Here is a 19,184-nt window from a genome sequence, read left to right on the forward strand (position 1 = left end):
GGGCCGGCTGGCCTGGGCCGGTCATGGCATCAGGAAGCGTCGCGCGCATCCCGCTGCCGCGTGCATTGGCAGAACGAGACTTTCTCGACACGCTGCCCGCTGACCGCAGCCAGGTAATCCGCCGCGGGGCCAAGTCCCGGGATGACCAGGCCGGCATCCAGTTCGAGCAGGGGCACCAGCGTGAAGGCGCGCTCGGCCACGCGCGGATGCGGCACCACGAGCTTTTCATCCTGGTGGATCTCGTCGCCGAACACCAGCAGGTCCAGGTCGAGGGTGCGCGGCGCGTTGCGGAATGGCCGTTCGCGCCCGAACTGGTCCTCGATGTGGTGGCAGATACGCAGCAGCTGCGCAGCGGTGAACGAGGTTTCCACCTTGACCACCGCGTTGTAATAGTCGCCGCCCGTCGCATCGACCGGAGCCGTGCGATAGAGCGATGATCTCGCCATCACCGTGATGCCGACCTGCTGGGCCAGGCATACGATGGCATCTTTCAGGGCTTGCCGGGCGTCGCCCAGGTTGGCTCCGATGCCGATAAAGGCAAGTGTCATTACGATTCCTCCGGCTGGACGCGTACCTTGCCGGCTTTCCGGTCTGCAGTGGAGCCGGAATCCGGGCTCGCGTCCAAATCACTCCGCGAAGAAACTGTATCCGATTTCCGCGGACTGCGCCTGCGGCGCTTCTTGCGCGCCGGAGCGCCGCCTTCGCCATCGTCGGCCGGCTCGCCGCCCTCGGCGCCGCCGCTGCCGCCGCCGCCTTGCCTGCCGCCACCGCGCACCGGGCGCACGGCATCGATCAGGTCCTCGCGGCCATGGCTATCGGCGTCCTGGAAATCCTGCCACCACTGCGCCAGCTCGGCCGGCTGCTCGCCGGACTGGCAGCGCAGGTAGAGGAAGTCGAACCCGGCGCGGAAGCGCGGCGATTCGATCAGGCGGAACGGCATGCGGCCCACGCGCTTCTCGAAGCGCGGCTGCATGCCCCAGATGTCCCGCATGTCGGTGACAAAGCGGCGCTGGATGGCGAGCTGGCCGGTCTGGCGCTCCAGCACATCGTCCATCGCGATATTGAGCGCGGCGATGGCGTGCTCGCCTTCCTCGCGCAGCGTGGTCCAGCGCTGCAGCACGTGGTGCCACAGCAGCGCGGCGAACAGGAAGCCCGGCGACACCGGCTTGCCGACCTGCACGCGCTGGTCGGTGTTGTCCAGCGCCAGCTGCACGAAGCGCTGGCCCATCGGCTGCTCCAGCGCGACGTCCAGCAGCGGCAGCAGGCCGCGGTGCAGGCCGGCCTTGCGCAACTCCTGCAGCGAGGCCCATGCGTGGCCGGACATCAGCAGCTTGAGCATCTCGTCGAACAGGCGCGCGCTGGGCACGTTATGGATCAGCGAGGCGAGGTCGGCGATCGGCTGGCGGGTTTCCTCGTCGATGGTGAAACCGGTCTTGGCGGCGAAACGCACTACGCGCAGCATGCGGATGGGATCTTCGCGGTAGCGCGTGACCGGGTCGCCGATCATGCGCAGCGTGCGCGCGCGGATGTCTTCCATGCCGTGGTGGTAGTCATACACCGTCTGCTCGGCCGGATCGTAGTACATCGCATTGATGGTGAAGTCGCGGCGTTCCGCGTCTTCCGCCTGCGAGCCCCATACGTTGTCGCGCAGCACGCGTCCGAAGGCGTCGATCGCGTGGGTCTTGCTGTCGAGCTCCGCGCGCTTGAGACGGCGCCCTTCGGGCAGGGTCTCGCTGGCAACCGCGTCGACCAGCGCGCGGAAGGTGGAGACCTCGATGATCTCCTGATCGCGCCCGCCGTAGAAGGTCACGTGCACGATCTGGAAGCGCCGGCCAATGATGCGCGAGCGGCGGAACAGCGCCTGCACCTGGTCGGGCGTGGCGTTGGTGGCGACGTCGAAGTCCTTGGGCTTGATGCCCAGCAACAGGTCGCGCACCGCGCCGCCGACGATAAAGGCCTGGTAGCCCGCCTGCTGCAGCGTGGAGGTGACTTTGATGGCGTTGCGCGAGATCAGCGACTGGTCGATCTGGTGCTCGGCATGCGCAACGATATTCGGCGTATGGGCGCGTCCGCCGCGGCGTTTGGTGGGGCGCTGCTGGGTGCCCGGCTTGCCGAGCAGCCGGTTGATTAGCTTCTTGATCACGTCAGAACAGATCCATGATGCGCCAGCCGGCCGCGGCGGCGTGGTGACGCAGGCGATCGTCCGGGTTGGCGGCGATCGGTTCGCTGACCTTTTCCAGTAGCGGCAGGTCGTTGGCCGAATCGCTGTAGAAGGTGGTGTTTTCGAAGGCATCCCATTGGGTGCCCATGCTCTTGAGCCAGGTTTCGACGCGGGCGATCTTGCCCTCGCGGAAGCATGGAATGCCTGCGACTTCGCCGGTGAAGGCGCCGTCGGGCTTGCCGTTGGCGGTGGCCGGCTCGGTGGCGACCAGGTGCTTGATGCCAAAGGCCGCCGCGATCGGGGCGGTGACGAAGCTGTTGGTGGCGGTGACTACCGCGCACAGGTCGCCGGCGTCGAGATGCTTGTAGACCAGCGCCCGCGCCTGCGGCGTCATCACCGGATCGATCACTTCCCGCATGAACTGACCCCGCCACGCTTCGAGCCGGTCGCGCGGGTTGGCCGCCAGCGGCGCCAGCGCGAAACGCAGGAAAGCCTGGATATCCAGGGTGCCAGCCTTGTAGTGGCCGTAGAACTCATCGTTCCTGCGGCGGTAGGATTCCTCGTCGACAGCGCCCAGGCGCACGAGGAAGCGGCCCCATTCGTGGTCGCTGTCGGTCGGGAGCAAGGTGTGGTCGAGGTCGAACAATGCCAGATTCATGGGCGGCGATTTTACATTAACGTGACTGTGGCCGTTTCTTTAACGTGACCGGCTGGCAACGAATACAAGCACGGGACATGCCAAGTGCCGTGCGCGCCGTGCCGGCAGCCCGCGCTCACTCCCGCAACTCGGCAAACATTTCCCGCAGCAAGGGCAGGGTGACGGCGCGCTTGCGCTCCAGCGAATAGGTGTCCAGCGCGTCCAGCAGCGCCATCAGGCTGGGCATGTCGCGGTATTTGCGCGTGACCAGCCAGTGCGGGATTTCCGGCGAAAGCTGCAGGCCGCGTTCGCGCGCAGCCTGCACCAGCGCCGTCATCTTGTCTTCGTCCGACAGCGGCGCGAGCTGGTAGACCAGGCCCCAGCCCAGCCGGGTGCGCAGGTCCTCGCGCACCGGCATGGCCAGCGGTGCCTGGCTGCCGGCCACCACGATGGCGGTGCGCACGTGGGCCCGGACCTCGTTGTAGAGCGAGAATACGGCGATCTGGCGCGCTTCGTCGAGCAGCTCCACATCGTCCACGGTGTAGAGCTGGCAGCTCGGGTCGAAGATGAAATCCGACAAGGCATGATGCGGGCTCAGGTAGCGGCAGCTGATGCCGGCCTGGTAGCCGCTGTCGCAGACCGCGTGCAGCAAATGGGTGCGGCCCGAGCCCACCTCGCCCCACAGGTAGATCAGGCGGTCGGCGGCGCGCTCCTGGGCCACCGCGGCGGCGAGATCGTGCAGGCGTTGCACGGGCTCGCGGTTGGCGGCCACGAAAAAATTCTCGAAGGTCGACGGCGGCGGACTGCCAAGTTCAAGCGAAAGCTGCTTGGGGCGGGGAAACATGGCTTATCGGTTACTTGGGGTAAAGGTCAGCTATCGGGTAAACGCGTCGCGGCAGTCCGGCGCTGACCATCTGGATGGCGCTGGCGGGACGGCGGGAGGCTGCCAAAATTGTCTTCATCGGTAAGGGCTGGGGGCAACACTTCATGACGCGGGACACCGGAAACTGGAAGCCGGAAGCCTGTATCCGTTAAAATTGCGATTCTACTGGACTCGCGGCCGCAAATCGCCGTCGTGAGCGCCGCATTACTCACTTCATACTCCAGGAAAAGCAGGTTCCCATGAGCGCATCCCCCACTTCCGGCCAGGCAGGCCTTTCCTACCGCGATGCCGGCGTCGATATCGACGCGGGCGACGCGCTCGTCGACCGCATCAAGCCGTTCGCCAAGCGCACCATGCGCGAGGGCGTGATGGCCGGCATCGGGGGCTTCGGCGCGCTCTTCGAACTGTCCAAGAAGTACAAGGAGCCGGTGCTGGTGTCCGGCACCGACGGCGTCGGCACCAAGCTCAAGCTGGCCTTCCAGCTTAACCGCCACGACACCGTGGGCCAGGATCTGGTGGCCATGAGCGTCAACGACATCCTGGTGCAGGGTGCCGAACCGCTGTTCTTCCTCGACTACTTCGCCTGCGGCAAGCTGGACGTGGATACCGCCGCTACCGTGATCCAGGGCATCGCCCAGGGCTGCGAGCTGTCCGGCTGCGCGTTGATCGGCGGCGAGACCGCCGAGATGCCGAGCATGTACCCCGACGGCGAATACGACCTGGCCGGCTTTGCAGTCGGCGCGGTGGAAAAGAGCCGCATCATCGACGGCAGCACCATCGTGCCGGGCGACGTGGTGCTGGGCCTGGCTTCGTCGGGCGCGCACTCCAACGGCTACTCGCTGGTGCGCAAGATCATCGAAGTGGCCAAGCCGGACCTGAACGCCGACTTCCACGGCCAGCGCCTGCAGGACGCCATCATGGCCCCCACCCGCATCTACGTGAAGCCGCTGCTGTCGCTGATCGAGACGCTGCCGGTCAAGGGCATGGCTCACATCACCGGCGGCGGCCTGACCGAAAACGTGCCGCGCGTGCTGGCGCAGGGCGTGACCGCCGTGCTGCAGCGCGACGCCTGGACCTTGCCGCCGCTGTTCCAGTGGCTGCAGGCGCAAGGCAACGTGGCCGACGACGAAATGCACCGCGTGTTCAATTGCGGCATCGGCATGGTGGTGATCGTTGCCAAGGAAGACGCCGACCGCGCCATCCGTCATCTGCAGGCGGCTGGTGAAACCGTGTGGCAGATCGGCGAGATCCGCGAGCGCGAAGAAGGCCAGGCGCAGACCATCGTCGTCTGAGCGGTCTGCTTCCAACGCAAAACGGCACATGCTTGGGCATGTGCCGTTTTCGTTTGCGCGGGGCGCAGTGGCGGCCCTACCCGGCCGCGCCCAGCTTCGTCAGCGCCTCCCCTGTAACCCGGCAAATCCGCCAGTCCGGCATCACGTCCGCGCCCATCGCGCGGTAAAACTCGATCGACGGCGTGTTCCAGTCCAGCACGCTCCATTCGAAGCGGCCGCAGCCGCGTTCCACCGCCAGCGCCGCAAGATGCTTGAGCAACATCTTGCCCAGCCCGTGGCCACGCCAGGCCGGGTCGACATAAAGGTCTTCCAGATACAGCCCGGGCTTGGCCAGGAAGGTCGAGAAGTTGTGGAAGAACAAGGCAAAGCCCACCGCCTTCGCGCCTTGCGCGCCCGGCACCTCCACCAGCACGGCCTCGGCATGCGGGCGCGCGCCGAACAGGGCTTCGCGCAGTTTTTCCGGCGTGGCTTCGATCAGGTGGGTGAGTTTCTCGTATTCGGCCAGTCCCGTGATCAGCGCGAGCAAGCTTTCGCAGTCGTCAGGCGTGGCGGGGCGTAGTACGAAATCGGAGGTGGGCATGGCGGGTTTGACGCATCGGCAGGTAATAAAACGCGATTATCGCCTATTCGTCACATCTGGCCTATGCCTGCCCAATCCTTGCCAGTCGTGCCACTTGCGTGACGTAATCCGTCGCCAGGCAGTCCACCACTTCGCGCTCGGGCGTGCTGCGCAGCCAGGTGAGCTGGCGCTTGCAGAGCTGGCGGGTAGCCGCCAGGCCGCGTTCGCGCATGGTGGCGAAGTCGGTCTCGCCATCCAGGTACTCCCACACCTGGCGGTAGCCTACGCAGCGGATGGATGGCAGCGTCGGCTGCAGGTCGCCGCGCGCGCGCAGCCGTTCCACTTCGTCGATAAAGCCGCCGGCCAGCATGGCATCGTAGCGGGTGGCGATGCGCGCGTGCAGTACCGCGCGGTCGGAAGGCTCCAGCGCGATCACGCGATAGCGGCGGTCGGCGGCGCCGGCAAAGGTGCGTTCGCCGGCTTGCCGTGCCAGCAGCGCCGACATTGGTTGTCCGGACAGCCGGTGGATCTCCAGCGCGCGCTGGATGCGCTGGGCATCGTTGGGCGCCAGCCGTGCCGCGGTCACCGGGTCGACTTCGGCCAGCATGGCGTGCAGCAGCGGCCAGCCGCGCTCGGCGGCCAGCGCGTCGAGTTCCGCGCGCAGCGCCGGGTCGGCTTGCGGCAGGTCGTTCAGGCCCTGGGTCAGGGCCTTGTAGTACAGCATGGTCCCCCCGACAATCAGCGGCTCGCTGCCGCGCGCGCGGATCTCGCCGATCAGCCGCTCGGCATCGGTGACGAACTGGGCGGCGGAGTAGCTGTCGGCCGGGTCGATGATGTCGATCAGGTGGTGCGGCACCGCGGCGAGCTCGGCCGGCGAGGGCTTGGCGGTGCCGATGTCCATCTCGCGGTAGACCAGCGCCGAGTCCAGGCTGATGATCTCGATCGGGGCTTGCGCCGCCAGCGCCAGCGCGGCGGCGGTCTTGCCGGAGGCGGTAGGGCCGAGCAGGCAGACCACGGGCGGGTGGTCTGCGCCGAGGCTTGCGGGAGCTGGTGCGGCGTTCAAGGCGGAGGGAACCGGGGTGGCGGAACTGGCGGCGGGCTGTGGCACGGCAGTCTATTGGCCGCGCAGGAACAGGCGGTCGAGTTCGGCCACCGACAACTGCACCCAGGTGGGCCGTCCATGGTTGCACTGGTCGGCGCGCTCGGTCTGTTCCATCTGGCGCAGCAGCGCGTTCATCTCTTCCAGCGTGAGCTTGCGGTTGGCGCGCACCGCGCTGTGGCAGGCCAGGGTCGCGAGCAGTTCGTTCTGGCGTTCGACCAGTACGCGCGAGCCGCCGAAGGCGTGCAGGTCGCGCAGCACGTCGCGCGCCAGGGCTTCAGTGTCGGCCTGCTTGAGCAGGGACGGGATGGCGCGAATCGCCAGCGTGGTGGGCGAGACCTGAGCGATGTCGAAGCCGAGCAGGGTGAGGGTTTCCTGGTGCTCCTCGGCAGTGCCGATCTCCACCGCGCTGGCCGTCAGCGTGACCGGGATCAGCAGCGACTGCACCGCCAGCTCACGCGTTTCCAGAGCGGTCTTGATCTGCTCGTACAGGATGCGCTCGTGGGCGGCGTGCATATCCACCAGCACCAGGCCGCGCGCGTTCTGCGCCAGTACATAAATGCCGTGCAGCTGCGCGATGGCATAGCCCAGCGGGCTGGCATCGTCCTCGGTGAATTCCTGCCGTGGAAGCTGCTCGAGCAGGCCAGGCGGGTCGTTCTCGCGGGCGGCCTGCGCATCGGCCATCCAGGCCGGGGGCGTGCTGGCAGGGCCGGCGGAGGCGCGCGAAAATCCGTTGCCCGGCTGGATCGCATCGCGGACCATGCCGAGGTAGGCCTGGCGGGGCTGGGCAACGCCGAGTTCGGTCTGGCGCGCGGTGGCCGTGTAGTCCACCCACGGGCGCGGGCTGGCGCCACCGCCACCCATGCCGCCGCTCCTGCCTGATCCACCGAAGCCGCCGGAAGCTCCGGAACCACCGCCAATGCCGCGTGCGCCCGGGAAACCGCCGGGGCCGCCAAGGCGTTCCCCCGCGGGAGTATCGTCCACATCGGACGCGGTATGCAGGCTGTCGCCCTGTTCGCCCGCCTGGCGCGCCAGGCAGCGCTGCACGGCGTGGTAGACGAACTGGTGCACCGCGCGCGATTCACGGAAACGCACTTCGATCTTGGACGGGTGCACGTTGACATCCACCATCTCGGGCGGCAGGTCCATGCACAGCACGTAGGACGGGAAGCGATCGCCGTGCAGCACGTCCTGGTAGGCGCTGCGCACGGCGTGGGTGAGCAGCTTGTCGCGGACGTAGCGGCCGTTGACGAAGAAGAACTGCTGGTCGGGACGCCCGCGCGAGGCGGTGGGCAGCCCGGCAAATCCGTACAGGTGCAGGTTGCCGGCTTCCTCATCCAGGGGCAGGCGGGCGTTGGCGAAGTCGGCGCCGAGCACCTGGCCCGTGCGCGTGGCGACATCGCCGGCATTCCAGTGCTCCATCGGCTTGCCATTGTGATGGACCGAGATGGCCACGTCCGGCCGTGCCAGCGCCGCGCGCCGCACCATCTCCAGGCAATGGCCGAACTCGGTTTGTTCCGATTTAAGGAACTTTCGGCGCGCTGGCGTGTTGAAGTAAAGGTGCTGCACGTCGACGGTGGTGCCCACGCCGCCGGACGCGGGCTGCACTTCGCCGGTGTCGGCGATCACCTGTGTCGCATGCGAATCGCTGGCGGTGCGGCTGGTCAGGGTCAATTCGGAAACCGAAGCGATCGAGGCCAGCGCCTCGCCGCGAAAGCCCAGCGTGAGCACCGATTCCAGTTCGTCCAGCGAGGCGATCTTGCTGGTGGCGTGGCGCATCAGCGCGACCGGCAGTTCGGCGGCAGGGATGCCACAGCCGTTGTCCGCGATCACGATGCGCCGCACACCGCCTTCTTCCAGCCGGATATTGAGCTGGGTGGCGCCGGCGTCCAGCGCGTTCTCGAGCAGTTCCTTGACCACCGAGGCGGGGCGTTCCACCACCTCGCCGGCCGCGATCTGGCTGATCAACTGGTCGGGCAGGGGGCGGATAGGACGGGGTGGCTGGGCGGGGCGCGGGTCTTGGGCAGGCATGGGCGGAATTATACGTGGGCGCGCTGCAGGCCCGCGCGCGCGGGACAAGCACATTGGCGTCGGATCAGGTGACTTTGGAGTCGGTCCGGTCTTGTATGATGTCGGCTGAATTCAGAATGGGGATCGAATTGGATATCGTATTGCAGTTTCTAGACATGTTGCTGCATGTCGACAAATACCTCGGCACCGTCATCGAGAACTACGGTGCGTGGGTCTATGCCATCCTCTTTGCCATTGTCCTTGCGGAGACAGGCCTGGTGGTGTTGCCTTTCCTGCCGGGCGATTCACTGCTCTTCATCGCCGGCGCCTTTTGCGCCACGCATGCCATGAATGAGTGGGTGCTGGTCGGCCTGCTGCTGGTGGCGGCGATTGGCGGCAATACGGTCAACTACCTGGTGGGAAGCTGGGTCGGCCCGAAGGTGTTCGACGGCCATTGGCGCTTCCTGGACCAGCAGGCACTGCGCAAAACCCACGATTTCTACGAGCGCCACGGTGGCAAGACGCTGGTCATGGCCCGTTTCCTGCCGATCGTGCGTACTTTTGCGCCGTTCGTCGCCGGCGTGTCGCAGATGACGTTCGCCAAGTTCCAGATGTTCAACGTGATTGGTGCGATGGCCTGGGTCCTGGGCCTGGTGTTTGCCGGTTATTTCTTCGGCAACCTGCCGTTCATCAAGCAATACCTGAACCTGATTGTGCTGGCTGGCATCGGCGCGGCGGTCGTGCCGCTGGTGCTGGGCGGGTTGTGGAAGCTCGTGCGCGGCGGCAAGCGCCGTCCTTCCTGAGCGACGGGGCAGGCCGGGGCCTGCCCCTGCCCGGGCTTCAGTTCACGCTGCGGCTCATCATGCGCAACGCTGGCATGCGGTCGCGGATCTGGGTGGTATCGGCCGCATCCGGGCGCGCCATCACGTAGGCTTCCAGGTCGGCCAGCGCCGGCCGGAAGCACTCCAGGTTGGCATAGGCCAGGCCGCGGTCCCGCACTTCCTCGATCGAGCCTGGCAACAAGATCACCAGGCGGTTCTGTACCGCCAGCAAGCGCTGCCAGCGCGATTCCTGCAGATAGATCGACTTGAGATTGCGCAGCACGCGCGCCACGATCTCACGGTGGCTCGCCACCTGCAGGAACAGGCCCAGCGGCACCTCGTTGGGATCGGCGATGCCCTCGCGCTCCAGGTGCGGGTCGAGCATCTCCTGCAACTGCTCCTTCGACAGCGTCTCGCCGGTGAGCGGGTCCACCACCACCTCGCCGGCGGGAATCGACATCCGCACCAGGAAATGGTTGGGGAAGGACACGCCCTTGAGCGGCAGGCCGATATGCTGGCCCAACTCCATATAGAGCACCGCCAGCGAGATCGGGATGCCGCGCCGCTGCTTGAGCACGACGTTCAGGTAGGAGTTGTCGGGATCGTAATAGTCGTTCGCGTTGGCGCCGAAGCCCAGGTCGCGGTAGAAGAAATGGTTGAGCAGGCGCATGCGCTGGATGGCCGGCGTGCCTTCGGCGATCCGTCGCTTCAGGCGAACCGCGAGCATGTCGAGCATGGCCAGTTCGGCTTGCAGGTCCAGGTCCGGGTAGGCGTCCTGGGCGATCGAGAGCACCGTCTCGGTAAGCGGGATACCGTCCTCGTCCGCCACGAGACTGGCAAAGTATTCCAGGACTTTCGTGGTTGTCATTGCGGCTTTCCTGAATGCGGCCTGGCGGCTGTTCGAGATCGAAACTGGCGGCATGGCTGGCGTTCCCGGACGGTGCATTGGCATCGTCCGCGTCCGCCTGCCTGCTGGGCAGAACCGCTTCGTCTCATTCTGACACAACCTCAGTTGCCTTGACCCTGCACCGCGCGCTGCCGCAGCCCTTGCGCCGCGCTGGCGCGACTGGCTGGATTGGCAGGCGGGGGCCTCTTAGCCGGCTCTCCGCTTGAAAGCGGAGTATCTCAGCCCCATGAGCCACAGTGTACCGAAGTAGACGACCGCCGCAAGTACCAGGCACGAGGCCAGCAGCGCGATGCGCAGCAACGGCGTGGCGCCCAGGCCGACCCAGTCGAAGTTGCGGGCGAACCAGAGCAGCATGCCGGCCAGCAGCGTCACGGCGGTCAGCAACTGGGCAAGGAACAGCCACCAGCCCTTGGCCGGCTTGTAGAAGCCGCGCTTGCGTAGTCCCAGGAACAGCAGCAGGGCGTTGACAGTGGCGCCGAAGCTGATCGATAGCGCCAGGCCGGCGTGGCCGAAGCGCGGCACGAAGACGTAGTTGGACAACTGCGTGATCACAAGCACCAGCAAGGCGATCTTGACCGGGGTGCGGATGTCCTGGCGGGCATAGAAGCCCGGCGCCAGGATCTTGATCAGGATCAGGCCGAGCAGGCCGGTGCCGTAGGAAACCAGCGCCTGCCGGGTCATCTCCACCGCATGGGCGTCGAACTTGCCATAGTTGAACAGCACCGCGGTCAGCGGCGCGCCAAAGACGAACAGTCCGACCGCGCACGGCACGGCCAGCAGGAACGTCAGGCGCAGGCCCCAGTCGAGCAGGCCGGAATATTCGGCCCGGTTGTCCTCGGCGCTGGCTTTCGACAGGCTCGGCAGCAGGATGGTGCCCAGCGCCACGCCCAGCAGCGCCGTCGGGAATTCCATCAGGCGGTCGGCGTAGGTCAGGTAGGACACGCTGCCGGCGGCCAGGCGGGAGGCAATGTTGGTATTGATGATCAGGCTGATCTGAGCCACCGAGACCGCCAGAAGCGCCGGTGCCATCTGCCGCATGACGCGGCGCACGCCTGGTTCGGCCCAGGCCGCGCGCAGGTTGAAGCGCAGGCGCGGCATCACGCCCAGCCGCCGGAGCGCCGGAATCTGCACCGCCAGTTGCAGGATGCCGCCCACCAGCACCCCCCAGGCCTGCGCGTAGATCGGCTGCGCCATATGCGGGCCGACGAACAGCGCGGCTACGATCAGGCAGAGATTGAGCAGCACCGGCGTGAAGGCGGGCATGGCGAAGCGGCGCCAGGTATTGAGGATGCCGGAGGCCAGCGCCACCAGCGAGATCAGGCCGATGTAGGGAAACATCACGCGGGTCATGAAGACCGCGGCGTCGTAGGTTTCGCCGCCATGCTGGCGGAAGCCCGTGGCGACCACCATCATCACGAGCGGGGCGCCGATCACGCCGAGTAGCGAGACGCCCATCAGGACCCAGGTCATGACCGTGGCAACCGAATCGATCAGCGCACGGGTCTCGGCCTCGCCGCGCTTGCTATGGTATTCACCCAGGATCGGCACGAAGGCTTGCGAGAATGCGCCCTCGCCGAAGATGCGGCGCAGCAGGTTGGGAATGCGGAACGCCACGTTGAAGGCGTCGGTCATGTCCGAAGCGCCAAAGGCACGGGCGATCAGGATCTCGCGGATAAGGCCGGTGATGCGCGACAGCATCGTCAGGCTGCTGATGGTGGCGAGCGCTTTGAGCAGGTTCAAGATCGGTCGGCGGCAAAGGGGAGGCGGCGGCAGCTTGGATCGGACCGCCGGTGCGAACCGGGTTCAGACGTCGGGCACGTCCCAAAGTTGCATCGAGGCCACGCAGGGCGGGGCCGGTGTGGCGCGTATTATACGGTTCGGCCTCGCTGGTGCCCGTATATTGGCCTTTGCGTCACCCCGTCTCACATGGGTCGTGGCTCGGCTTGCCAGCCGCTTTTTCTTGTGTGTATAATTGCCGATTCACAAGGCTAGTTGCGTTCCGGATTCGTGTGCCAGTGCATCCCGGGTCGCTTGATGTGCACTTAATTGTGTCCGCGGTTTGCTCCGTCCTTCCGTTGGGCACGCATCTGAATTCAGGAAATCTACTTAAATGGCAAATTCCGCACAAGCTCGCAAGCGCGCGCGCCAGGCCGTCGCCCAGAACGCCCACAACTCCAGCCTGCGTTCGCGTCTGCGTACCGCTGTCAAGGCTGTCCGCAAGGCTATCGAAGCCGGCGACAAGGCTGCTGCTGCCGAGATCTTCAAGAACTCGCAATCGATCATCGACGCTATCGCCGACAAGAAGATCGTGCACAAGAACAAGGCTGCACGTCACAAGTCGCGCCTGTCGTCCGCCATCAAGTCGATGGCTGCCTGATAGCAGTTGCCGGCGCCGGGCCAAGTGCCAGGCGCCTTCCGGCGGCATGCCGGGCATTTTGCCTTACCGCGTCGCTTCGGTGGCTGTCGGGGGCTTGGCCCGGTAGTCCGTTGGTGGGGTGCGTCGTCTAGCGATGACTTACCCGAAAAAAAGCTCGTCATCTGACGAGCTTTTTTTGTCTTCTGCTTTGGCCCGCGCGTTACCGGTGCTGCCGGTGCGGGAGGGCCGCGGTGCAGCCGCGGCATGCGGCGGTGCGGGCTTACTCCAGTGAGCAGGCTTCGACCAGTTGCAGGTTGTTGTCGCGGGCGAAGTTGAGGACGAAGTCGAGCGCCTTGGGCTCGATGTCACGCAGTCGCGCATCGACCACCACGCTTTTCACGCCGCCCGCGATCATGGGCCGCACGTAAGGCGAATAGGTGATGCGGGGATCGCCGGTGTCGCCTTCGGGACGGAATTGCGCCATCACGCCGCACAGCCGTTCAGCCCAGTCGCTTGGACGGAAGGTCTTGCCTTCCTTGGTGATGCCTTGGATGAAATATTCGCGAACTGTGGGATTCATTGGACTGCGGGGATAGTACGGTTGACTCGACGGTAAACCCGCCAGACTGACCAAACGGGAGCCCGTTTGACGCGGCCAGGAAACAATTGGTTCGTTTCATTCCAGGCCATGGCGGCGGGGCGTCGGTGTCGGCGGGGGCACTTTTGATGCCGGCAGCGGGCGGTGGCATGGATATGCCGGGCCCCGCGTGAATCAGCCAGTATTATATCTTATATAAGACTCGCGCATAAGCCTCCGTGCCGTGCGGCACGCGGCCCACGCTCGCCAAAGCCACAATAATCCCTTATGATTCTTACAGTTAAATTGCGTAAGCGACGCGAAAGGCGGCTCCGCGGCACGGTCAGGTCATGAACCCTTCATGGCGGCCAAGCCACCACCGAGCCGCCTTCTTTGTTTTATGAGCCCAACTTCGATCAAGCATTACCTCCAGTTCAGCGACCTGACTCCCGATGAGTACGAGTACCTGCTGGACCGCGCACGGATTCTGAAGACCAAGTTCAAGAACTACGAGACATGGCATCCGCTGCACGACCGCACGCTGTCCATGATCTTCGAGAAAAACTCGACTCGTACGCGCTTGTCGTTCGAGGCCGGCATCCACCAGCTGGGTGGCCATGCCGTCTTCCTCAATACCCGCGACTCGCAACTCGGGCGCGGCGAGCCGATCGAAGACGCGGCGCAGGTGATCTCGCGCATGGTCGACATCATCATGATCCGCACCTTCGGCCAGGACATCATCGAGCGTTTCGCCGCGCATTCGCGGGTGCCGGTGATCAACGGGCTGACCAATGAATACCATCCCTGCCAGGTGCTGGCCGACGTCTTCACCTATATCGAGCAGCGCGGCAGCATCCGCGGCAAGACGGTGGCCTGGATCGGCGACGCCAACAATATGGCCTACACCTGGATCCAGGCGGCCGAGCGCCTCGGCTTTACTTTCCACTTCTCGGCGCCTCCCGGCTACCAGCTCGACCCGGCCATGGTGCCGGCGTCGGCCGCGCACCTGGTCAAGGTGTTCGACGATCCGCTGACCGCCTGCCAGGGCGCGGACCTGGTCACCACCGATGTGTGGACCAGCATGGGCTACGAAGCCGAGAACGACGCGCGCAAGCGCGCCTTCCAGAACTGGATGGTGACCACCGCCATGATGGATCGCGCCAACCCCGACGCGCTCTTCATGCACTGCCTGCCGGCGCATCGCGGCGAGGAAGTCGAGGCGGCTGTCATCGACGGCCCGAAGAGCGTGGTGTGGGAAGAGGCCGAGAACCGCCTGCACGTGCAGAAGGCCCTGATGGAATTCCTGCTCTGCGGGCGCTACTGATCCTGAGCGTACCGCGCCAAGTTTGGCGCACATGCGGCACGCCAACCCGGTGCCAGAAGGCTGGCTGAGCGCTGGATGAAGGCGGCAAGTGCCGCCCAAGCCGGAGCGGACGTGTCAAAATAGCGGTTTTTCCGCATTCTTTTTCGCGTGTCCGGCGTCAGCGCCGGCCACGCTTACTTTGCGCATCGAGTCGAACATGAGCGATATCAAGAAAGTCGTGCTCGCCTACTCCGGCGGGCTGGACACTTCGGTGATCCTGAAGTGGCTGCAAGACACCTATCAATGCGAGGTGGTCACCTTTACCGCCGACATCGGCCAGGGCGAGGAACTCGAACCTGCCCGCCAGAAGGCGCTCAAGTTCGGCATCAAGCCGGAGAACATCTTTATCGACGACCTGCGCGAAGAATTCGTGCGCGATTTCGTCTTCCCGATGTTCCGCGCCAACGCCGTCTATGAAGGCGAGTACCTGCTGGGCACCTCGATCGCGCGTCCGCTGATCGCCAAGCGCCAGATCGAGATCCTGCGCAGCACCGGCGCCGACGCCGTGTCGCATGGCGCCACCGGCAAGGGCAATGACCAGGTTCGCTTCGAACTGGGCTACTACGGTCTGGAGCCGGGCGTGAAGGTCATCGCGCCGTGGCGCGAGTGGGACCTGCTGTCCCGCGAAAAGCTGCTGGCCTACGCTGAAAAGGCCGGCATCGAAATCGACATGAAGCACAAGAAGGGCGGCGCCCCGTACTCGATGGACGCCAACCTGCTGCACATCTCCTTCGAAGGCCGCCACCTGGAAGACCCCAAGGCCGAGGCCGAGGAAGACATGTGGCGCTGGACCGTGTCGCCCGAGAACGCACCGGACGCGGCCGAGTACCTGGACGTCGAATTCGAGGGCGGCGACATCGTCGGCCTGAATGGCAAGCGCATGACCCCGGCCGAAGTGCTCACCGAGCTGAACCGCCTGGGCGGCAAGCACGGCATCGGCCGCCTGGACCTGGTGGAAAACCGCTACGTCGGCATGAAGAGCCGTGGCTGCTATGAAACCCCCGGCGGCACCATCATCCTGAAGGCCCACCGCGCCATCGAGTCGATCACGCTCGACCGCGAAGTGGCTCACCTGAAGGACGACCTGATGCCGCGCTACGCCAGCCTGATTTACAACGGCTACTGGTGGAGCCCGGAGCGCCGCGCGCTGCAGGTGCTGATCGACCACACGCAGGCCAAGGTCAACGGTTGGGTGCGCGTCAAGCTGTACAAGGGCAACGTGATCGTGGTCGCGCGCGACTCCAAGGACACGCTGTTCGACAAGACCATCGCGACCTTCGACGATGATGGCGGCGCCTACAACCAGGCCGACGCCGGCGGCTTCATCAAGCTGAACGCGCTGCGCATGCGCATCGCCGAGAACGCACGCCGCCAGCGCGGCGAGTAAGGCGGGCTTCAGGCCCCGGCCCAATTCGGACCGTGGCCCTGGCAGTCAGCACTCAGCAGAAGAGGGGCCGTCATGGCCCCTTTTTTGCGCCGCCTCGCCATTGAACATTCCAGATTCCAGTCATCAAGAACCAAGCATCAAGGAGAAATAGCGTGAGCCAGTTCGACAACGTATCCGTCGTCAAGAAAGCCAACCTGTACTTCGACGGCAAGTGCGTCAGCCACACGGTGCTGTTCCCGGATGGCACCCGCAAGACGCTGGGCGTCATCTTCCCCGCCGCGCTGACCTTCAGCACCGGCGCTCCGGAAATCATGGAAATCAATGCCGGCGTGTGCCGCGTGAAGCTGGCTGGCGAAGATCAGTGGAATACCTATGGCGCCGGCCAGCAGTTCAATGTGCCCGGCGACAGCAGCTTTGATATCGAAGTGACCGAAACGCTGGACTACGTCTGCCACTTCGCCTGAGTACGATGGCCCGGGCGGCTTAAAGCACCACCGGCTCGGGCTCAATGCGCACGCCGAAGCGGGCCTGCACGGCATCGGCGATGCGACGCGCCAGCGCCAGCAGGTCCTGCCCCGTGCCGCCGCCGTGGTGCACCAGCACCAGGGCTTGCTTGCCGTAGACGCCCACCGGGCCGTCGCTCACCCCCTTGAATCCACACTGGTCAATCAGCCAGCCGGCCGCCAGCTTGTAGCTGCCATCGGGTTGGACATGGCTGACCAGGTTGGGGTACTGCGCCAGCAGCGCGTCGCGCTGGCCGGGGGCAACCACGGGATTCTTGAAGAAGCTGCCTGCATTGCCGATTTGGGCAGGGTCGGGCAGCTTGCGCGTGCGGATCGCGATCACCGCTTCGCGGATGCGATCCGCCGTGGGCACCGCGGCTGACTCTTGTGCCAGTTCGCGCGCCAGTTCCGCATAGCCCAGCACCGGCTGCCAGGGCAGCGGCAGGCGCAGGGTGACAGCCGTAATGATGTAGCGGTCACGCCCCTCGCGCTTGAACAGGCTGTCCCGGTAAGCAAACTCGCATTGCTCCAGCGTCAGGCGGACGAATTCGCCGCTGTGCCGGTCGAAGGCGCGCAGGCTGTCGAAGCGCTCGCGCAGTTCAACGCCGTAGGCGCCAATATTCTGGATCGGCGCTGCGCCTGCGGTGCCGGGAATCAGGGCCAGGTTTTCGAGCCCTGGCAGGCCGTCGGCAATGGTGCGGCAGACCAGTGCATGCCAGTTCTCGCCGGCGCCGGCCGTCACCAGGTGGGCATCGTCGCCGGCGGCCACCGCGTAGCCGGGGATTTCCATCAACAGCACCAGCGCGTCGATGTCCCGCGTCAGGACCACATTGCTGCCGCCGCCAAGCACAACCAGGGGCAGGCCATGCGCGCGCGGATCGGCCAGCGCGCACAGCAGGTCGCTTTCGCTGCGCACGTGCGCCGCAAAGCGCGCGCGTACGTCGAATCCGAATGAATTGTGGCGGCGCAGGGGATAAAATTCGTGGAAATCAGCCATGCAAGGGAAAGGTGAGGCGGCCGCCGTGGTCGACGGCACCGGACTGCAGGGTAGGCTGGATTATACGTAAGCGCCGCCGCCAGCCGGCGCGCGCCCAGGACAAAGCCTGCGGGACTGCCGCGGGCAAGTGGCAATACACAGCAACACGCAGCAAGACAAGGAGAATGCAATGCCGTCGTTTGACGTAGTGTGCGAAGCGAACATGATCGAGGTGAAGAACGCGGTCGAGCAGGCCAACAAGGAAATCACGAACCGCTTTGACTTCAAGGGTTCGGATTCGCGGGTCGAGCACAAGGAGAACGAACTCACGGCTTTCGCCGATGACGATTTCAAGCTCGGCCAGGTCAAGGACGTGCTGATCAGCAAGATGGCCAAGCGCAATGTCGACGTGCGCTTCCTGGACTACGGCAAGACCGAGCGCATCGGTGGCGACAAGGTCAAGCAGGTCATCACCATCAAGAAGGGCGTCACCGGTGACCTGTCCAAGAAAATCGTCAAGATGATCAAGGACAGCAAGATCAAGGTACAGGCCAGCATCCAGGGCGACGCGGTGCGCGTTACCGGTACCAAGCGCGACGATCTGCAGAGCGTGATCGCGCTGCTGCGCAAGGATGTTCCGGAAGCCCCGCTGGACTTCAATAACTTCCGCGACTGACCTTGTCGCAAATTGGCGCGGCAGCCGTGCTGCCGCGCTTGGCCATCATCTGGGCTGCGGCAGGCCGCCGATCTTCGCGCCGGCCTTCAGGCCCTTCTGCGCGAACCATCCCTTGTTCATCTCCAGCGCGTAGCGCACCGCTGCGCGCGGGCAGTGGTTGTCCTCGGTCTGGGGCGCCATGTCCTCGATATTGACGATGGAGCCGTCATCGGCCAGGAAGGCGATCGACAGCGGCAGGTCGGTATTTTTCATCCAGAAGCAATGTCCGGCCTTCTCATCGAAGACGAACAGCATGCCCTCGTTGGCGGGCATGGTTTTGCGATACATCAGGCCGCGTTCCCGGGCTTCCGGCGTAGCGGCGATTTCCGCCTTGATGGCGTACATGCCCGCGCTGAGTTGCCGGACCGGCAAACTAGCCGGCGACTGGGCAGAGGCGGACGTCAGGGCGGCAAGGGCGCAGCCGCCGGCGAGCAGGTTTTTGATGACAGGGCGCATGGAAGGAACGGCGATTTGGACGGTTCGGGACCCGCCAGCATAGCGCAGCTATCGGGCGAGCGGCGCCATCGGATAGTTCGCATTTGTTGCTGCAGGCTACGGTGACGGGCGCGCGCTTTTGGCGCCTGGCCATCGCAGGCAAAAAAAAAGCAGGCGCCTTGCGGGCAGCCTGCCTTGCTAGCCGGGCGCAATGCCCGGCCTGCCTGCAAATCTTTACTTCGTTGCAGCGTCGGCCTTGGCAGCCGGGGCAGCCGGGGCAGCCTTGGTCTTGTTGTGAGCGTGCTTCTTGGTGGACTTCTTGGTGCTCTTCGTCGCGGGCTTTGCAGCCGGGGCTTCAGCGGCGGGCGCTGCAGCAGCCGGAGCTGCCGGTGCCGGAGCGGCGGCTTGGGCGAAAGCGCCGGTGGCGAACAGGCCGGCAACCAGAGCAGCGATCAGTTTGTTCATGCTATCTACCTCGGAAGGTGAAATCGATTCGGAAGAGT

Annotated in this window: 20 protein-coding genes; 7 read left to right on the forward strand and 13 right to left on the reverse strand. The window is 65.3% G+C overall.

What is annotated here, in order from left to right; all coding sequences use genetic code 11:
- Positions 1-29: 29 nt before the first annotated feature.
- The 4 genes from folK to hda form a co-directional block, all read right to left on the reverse strand.
- The gene (gene folK / locus AC1DS6_RS11790; RefSeq protein ID WP_035867429.1) at positions 30-548 is read right to left on the reverse strand and encodes a 2-amino-4-hydroxy-6-hydroxymethyldihydropteridine diphosphokinase; all 519 of its coding nucleotides are present in this window, start codon (positions 546-548) and stop codon (positions 30-32) included.
- The gene (gene pcnB / locus AC1DS6_RS11795; protein ID WP_477102528.1) at positions 548-2,143 is read right to left on the reverse strand and encodes a polynucleotide adenylyltransferase PcnB; all 1,596 of its coding nucleotides are present in this window, start codon (positions 2,141-2,143) and stop codon (positions 548-550) included. Before pcnB ends, folK begins: the two co-directional genes overlap by 1 nt.
- A gap of 1 nt (position 2,144) precedes the next feature.
- Positions 2,145-2,819: a histidinol-phosphatase gene (locus AC1DS6_RS11800; RefSeq protein WP_441626329.1), complete on the reverse strand. Its 675-nt coding sequence runs from the start codon at positions 2,817-2,819 to the stop codon at positions 2,145-2,147.
- 115 nt (positions 2,820-2,934) lie between these two features.
- The gene (hda, locus tag AC1DS6_RS11805) at positions 2,935-3,642 is read right to left on the reverse strand and encodes a DnaA regulatory inactivator Hda (RefSeq protein WP_035867422.1); all 708 of its coding nucleotides are present in this window, start codon (positions 3,640-3,642) and stop codon (positions 2,935-2,937) included.
- Positions 3,643-3,920: 278 nt separating this feature from the next.
- Here hda and purM point away from each other — a divergent pair, with 278 nt between their 5' ends.
- The gene (gene purM / locus AC1DS6_RS11810) at positions 3,921-4,973 is read left to right on the forward strand and encodes a phosphoribosylformylglycinamidine cyclo-ligase (RefSeq protein ID WP_035867420.1); all 1,053 of its coding nucleotides are present in this window, start codon (positions 3,921-3,923) and stop codon (positions 4,971-4,973) included.
- A 76-nt stretch (positions 4,974-5,049) separates the two neighbouring features.
- Here the strand turns inward: purM and AC1DS6_RS11815 are convergent, their stop codons facing one another.
- The 3 genes from AC1DS6_RS11815 to mutL all read right to left on the reverse strand — a co-directional run bounded on the left by AC1DS6_RS11815 (position 5,050) and on the right by mutL (position 8,662).
- On the reverse strand, positions 5,050-5,553 hold the full coding sequence (locus AC1DS6_RS11815) for a GNAT family N-acetyltransferase (protein ID WP_441626333.1): 504 nt from the start codon (positions 5,551-5,553) through the stop codon (positions 5,050-5,052).
- 61 nt (positions 5,554-5,614) lie between these two features.
- Complete coding sequence (gene miaA, locus AC1DS6_RS11820; RefSeq protein ID WP_441626335.1) at positions 5,615-6,595, reverse strand: tRNA (adenosine(37)-N6)-dimethylallyltransferase MiaA; 981 nt, start codon at positions 6,593-6,595, stop codon at positions 5,615-5,617.
- Positions 6,596-6,646: 51 nt separating this feature from the next.
- On the reverse strand, positions 6,647-8,662 hold the full coding sequence (gene mutL / locus AC1DS6_RS11825) for a DNA mismatch repair endonuclease MutL (RefSeq protein ID WP_441626337.1): 2,016 nt from the start codon (positions 8,660-8,662) through the stop codon (positions 6,647-6,649).
- Between the two features lie 140 nt (positions 8,663-8,802).
- On the opposite strand from mutL, the gene AC1DS6_RS11830 reads away from it, so the two are divergent.
- Positions 8,803-9,444, forward strand: coding sequence for a VTT domain-containing protein (locus tag AC1DS6_RS11830; protein ID WP_477102536.1), 642 nt, complete (start codon positions 8,803-8,805; stop codon positions 9,442-9,444).
- Positions 9,445-9,481: 37 nt separating this feature from the next.
- On the opposite strand, the gene AC1DS6_RS11835 is transcribed toward AC1DS6_RS11830, so the two are convergent.
- Positions 9,482-10,330, reverse strand: coding sequence for a SirB1 family protein (locus AC1DS6_RS11835; RefSeq protein ID WP_035867410.1), 849 nt, complete (start codon positions 10,328-10,330; stop codon positions 9,482-9,484).
- A 225-nt stretch (positions 10,331-10,555) separates the two neighbouring features.
- Positions 10,556-12,109, reverse strand: a complete 1,554-nt coding sequence (murJ, locus tag AC1DS6_RS11840) for a murein biosynthesis integral membrane protein MurJ (protein WP_045237619.1) — start codon at positions 12,107-12,109, stop codon at positions 10,556-10,558.
- A 370-nt stretch (positions 12,110-12,479) separates the two neighbouring features.
- On the opposite strand from murJ, the gene rpsT reads away from it, so the two are divergent.
- Positions 12,480-12,746, forward strand: coding sequence for a 30S ribosomal protein S20 (rpsT, locus tag AC1DS6_RS11845; RefSeq protein WP_006157537.1), 267 nt, complete (start codon positions 12,480-12,482; stop codon positions 12,744-12,746).
- Between the two features lie 259 nt (positions 12,747-13,005).
- Here rpsT and AC1DS6_RS11850 read toward each other — a convergent pair whose 3' ends face one another.
- Positions 13,006-13,305, reverse strand: a complete 300-nt coding sequence (locus tag AC1DS6_RS11850; protein ID WP_035867403.1) for a DUF3579 domain-containing protein — start codon at positions 13,303-13,305, stop codon at positions 13,006-13,008.
- Positions 13,306-13,702: 397 nt separating this feature from the next.
- Between AC1DS6_RS11850 and argF the strand changes: the two genes are divergently transcribed.
- The 3 genes from argF (at position 13,703) to ppnP (ending at position 16,516) form a co-directional block, all read left to right on the forward strand.
- Positions 13,703-14,626, forward strand: coding sequence for an ornithine carbamoyltransferase (gene argF / locus AC1DS6_RS11855; protein ID WP_035867400.1), 924 nt, complete (start codon positions 13,703-13,705; stop codon positions 14,624-14,626).
- Positions 14,627-14,822: 196 nt separating this feature from the next.
- Positions 14,823-16,052: an argininosuccinate synthase gene (locus AC1DS6_RS11860; protein WP_035867543.1), complete on the forward strand. Its 1,230-nt coding sequence runs from the start codon at positions 14,823-14,825 to the stop codon at positions 16,050-16,052.
- A 152-nt stretch (positions 16,053-16,204) separates the two neighbouring features.
- Entirely contained in the window at positions 16,205-16,516 is a 312-nt protein-coding gene (ppnP, locus tag AC1DS6_RS11865; RefSeq protein ID WP_045237620.1) for a pyrimidine/purine nucleoside phosphorylase, read from the forward strand.
- Between the two features lie 19 nt (positions 16,517-16,535).
- Here ppnP and murB read toward each other — a convergent pair whose 3' ends face one another.
- Positions 16,536-17,552 carry a UDP-N-acetylmuramate dehydrogenase gene (gene murB / locus AC1DS6_RS11870; protein WP_441626343.1) on the reverse strand — a complete coding sequence of 339 codons (1,017 nt, stop codon included), beginning with the start codon at positions 17,550-17,552 and terminating at the stop codon, positions 16,536-16,538.
- Positions 17,553-17,721: 169 nt separating this feature from the next.
- Here murB and AC1DS6_RS11875 point away from each other — a divergent pair, with 169 nt between their 5' ends.
- Complete coding sequence (locus AC1DS6_RS11875) at positions 17,722-18,207, forward strand: YajQ family cyclic di-GMP-binding protein (protein ID WP_035867396.1); 486 nt, start codon at positions 17,722-17,724, stop codon at positions 18,205-18,207.
- Between the two features lie 45 nt (positions 18,208-18,252).
- Here the strand turns inward: AC1DS6_RS11875 and AC1DS6_RS11880 are convergent, their stop codons facing one another.
- Together AC1DS6_RS11880 and AC1DS6_RS11885 are read right to left on the reverse strand one after the other, a co-directional pair.
- Positions 18,253-18,702: a DUF192 domain-containing protein gene (locus tag AC1DS6_RS11880; RefSeq protein WP_276291158.1), complete on the reverse strand. Its 450-nt coding sequence runs from the start codon at positions 18,700-18,702 to the stop codon at positions 18,253-18,255.
- A gap of 213 nt (positions 18,703-18,915) precedes the next feature.
- Positions 18,916-19,146 (reverse strand): hypothetical protein, encoded by a 231-nt coding sequence (locus AC1DS6_RS11885; protein WP_035867390.1) that lies wholly within the window; start codon positions 19,144-19,146, stop codon positions 18,916-18,918.
- Positions 19,147-19,184: the final 38 nt, after the last annotated feature.

The sequence above is a fragment of the Cupriavidus sp. 05L310 genome, from assembly GCF_056398185.1.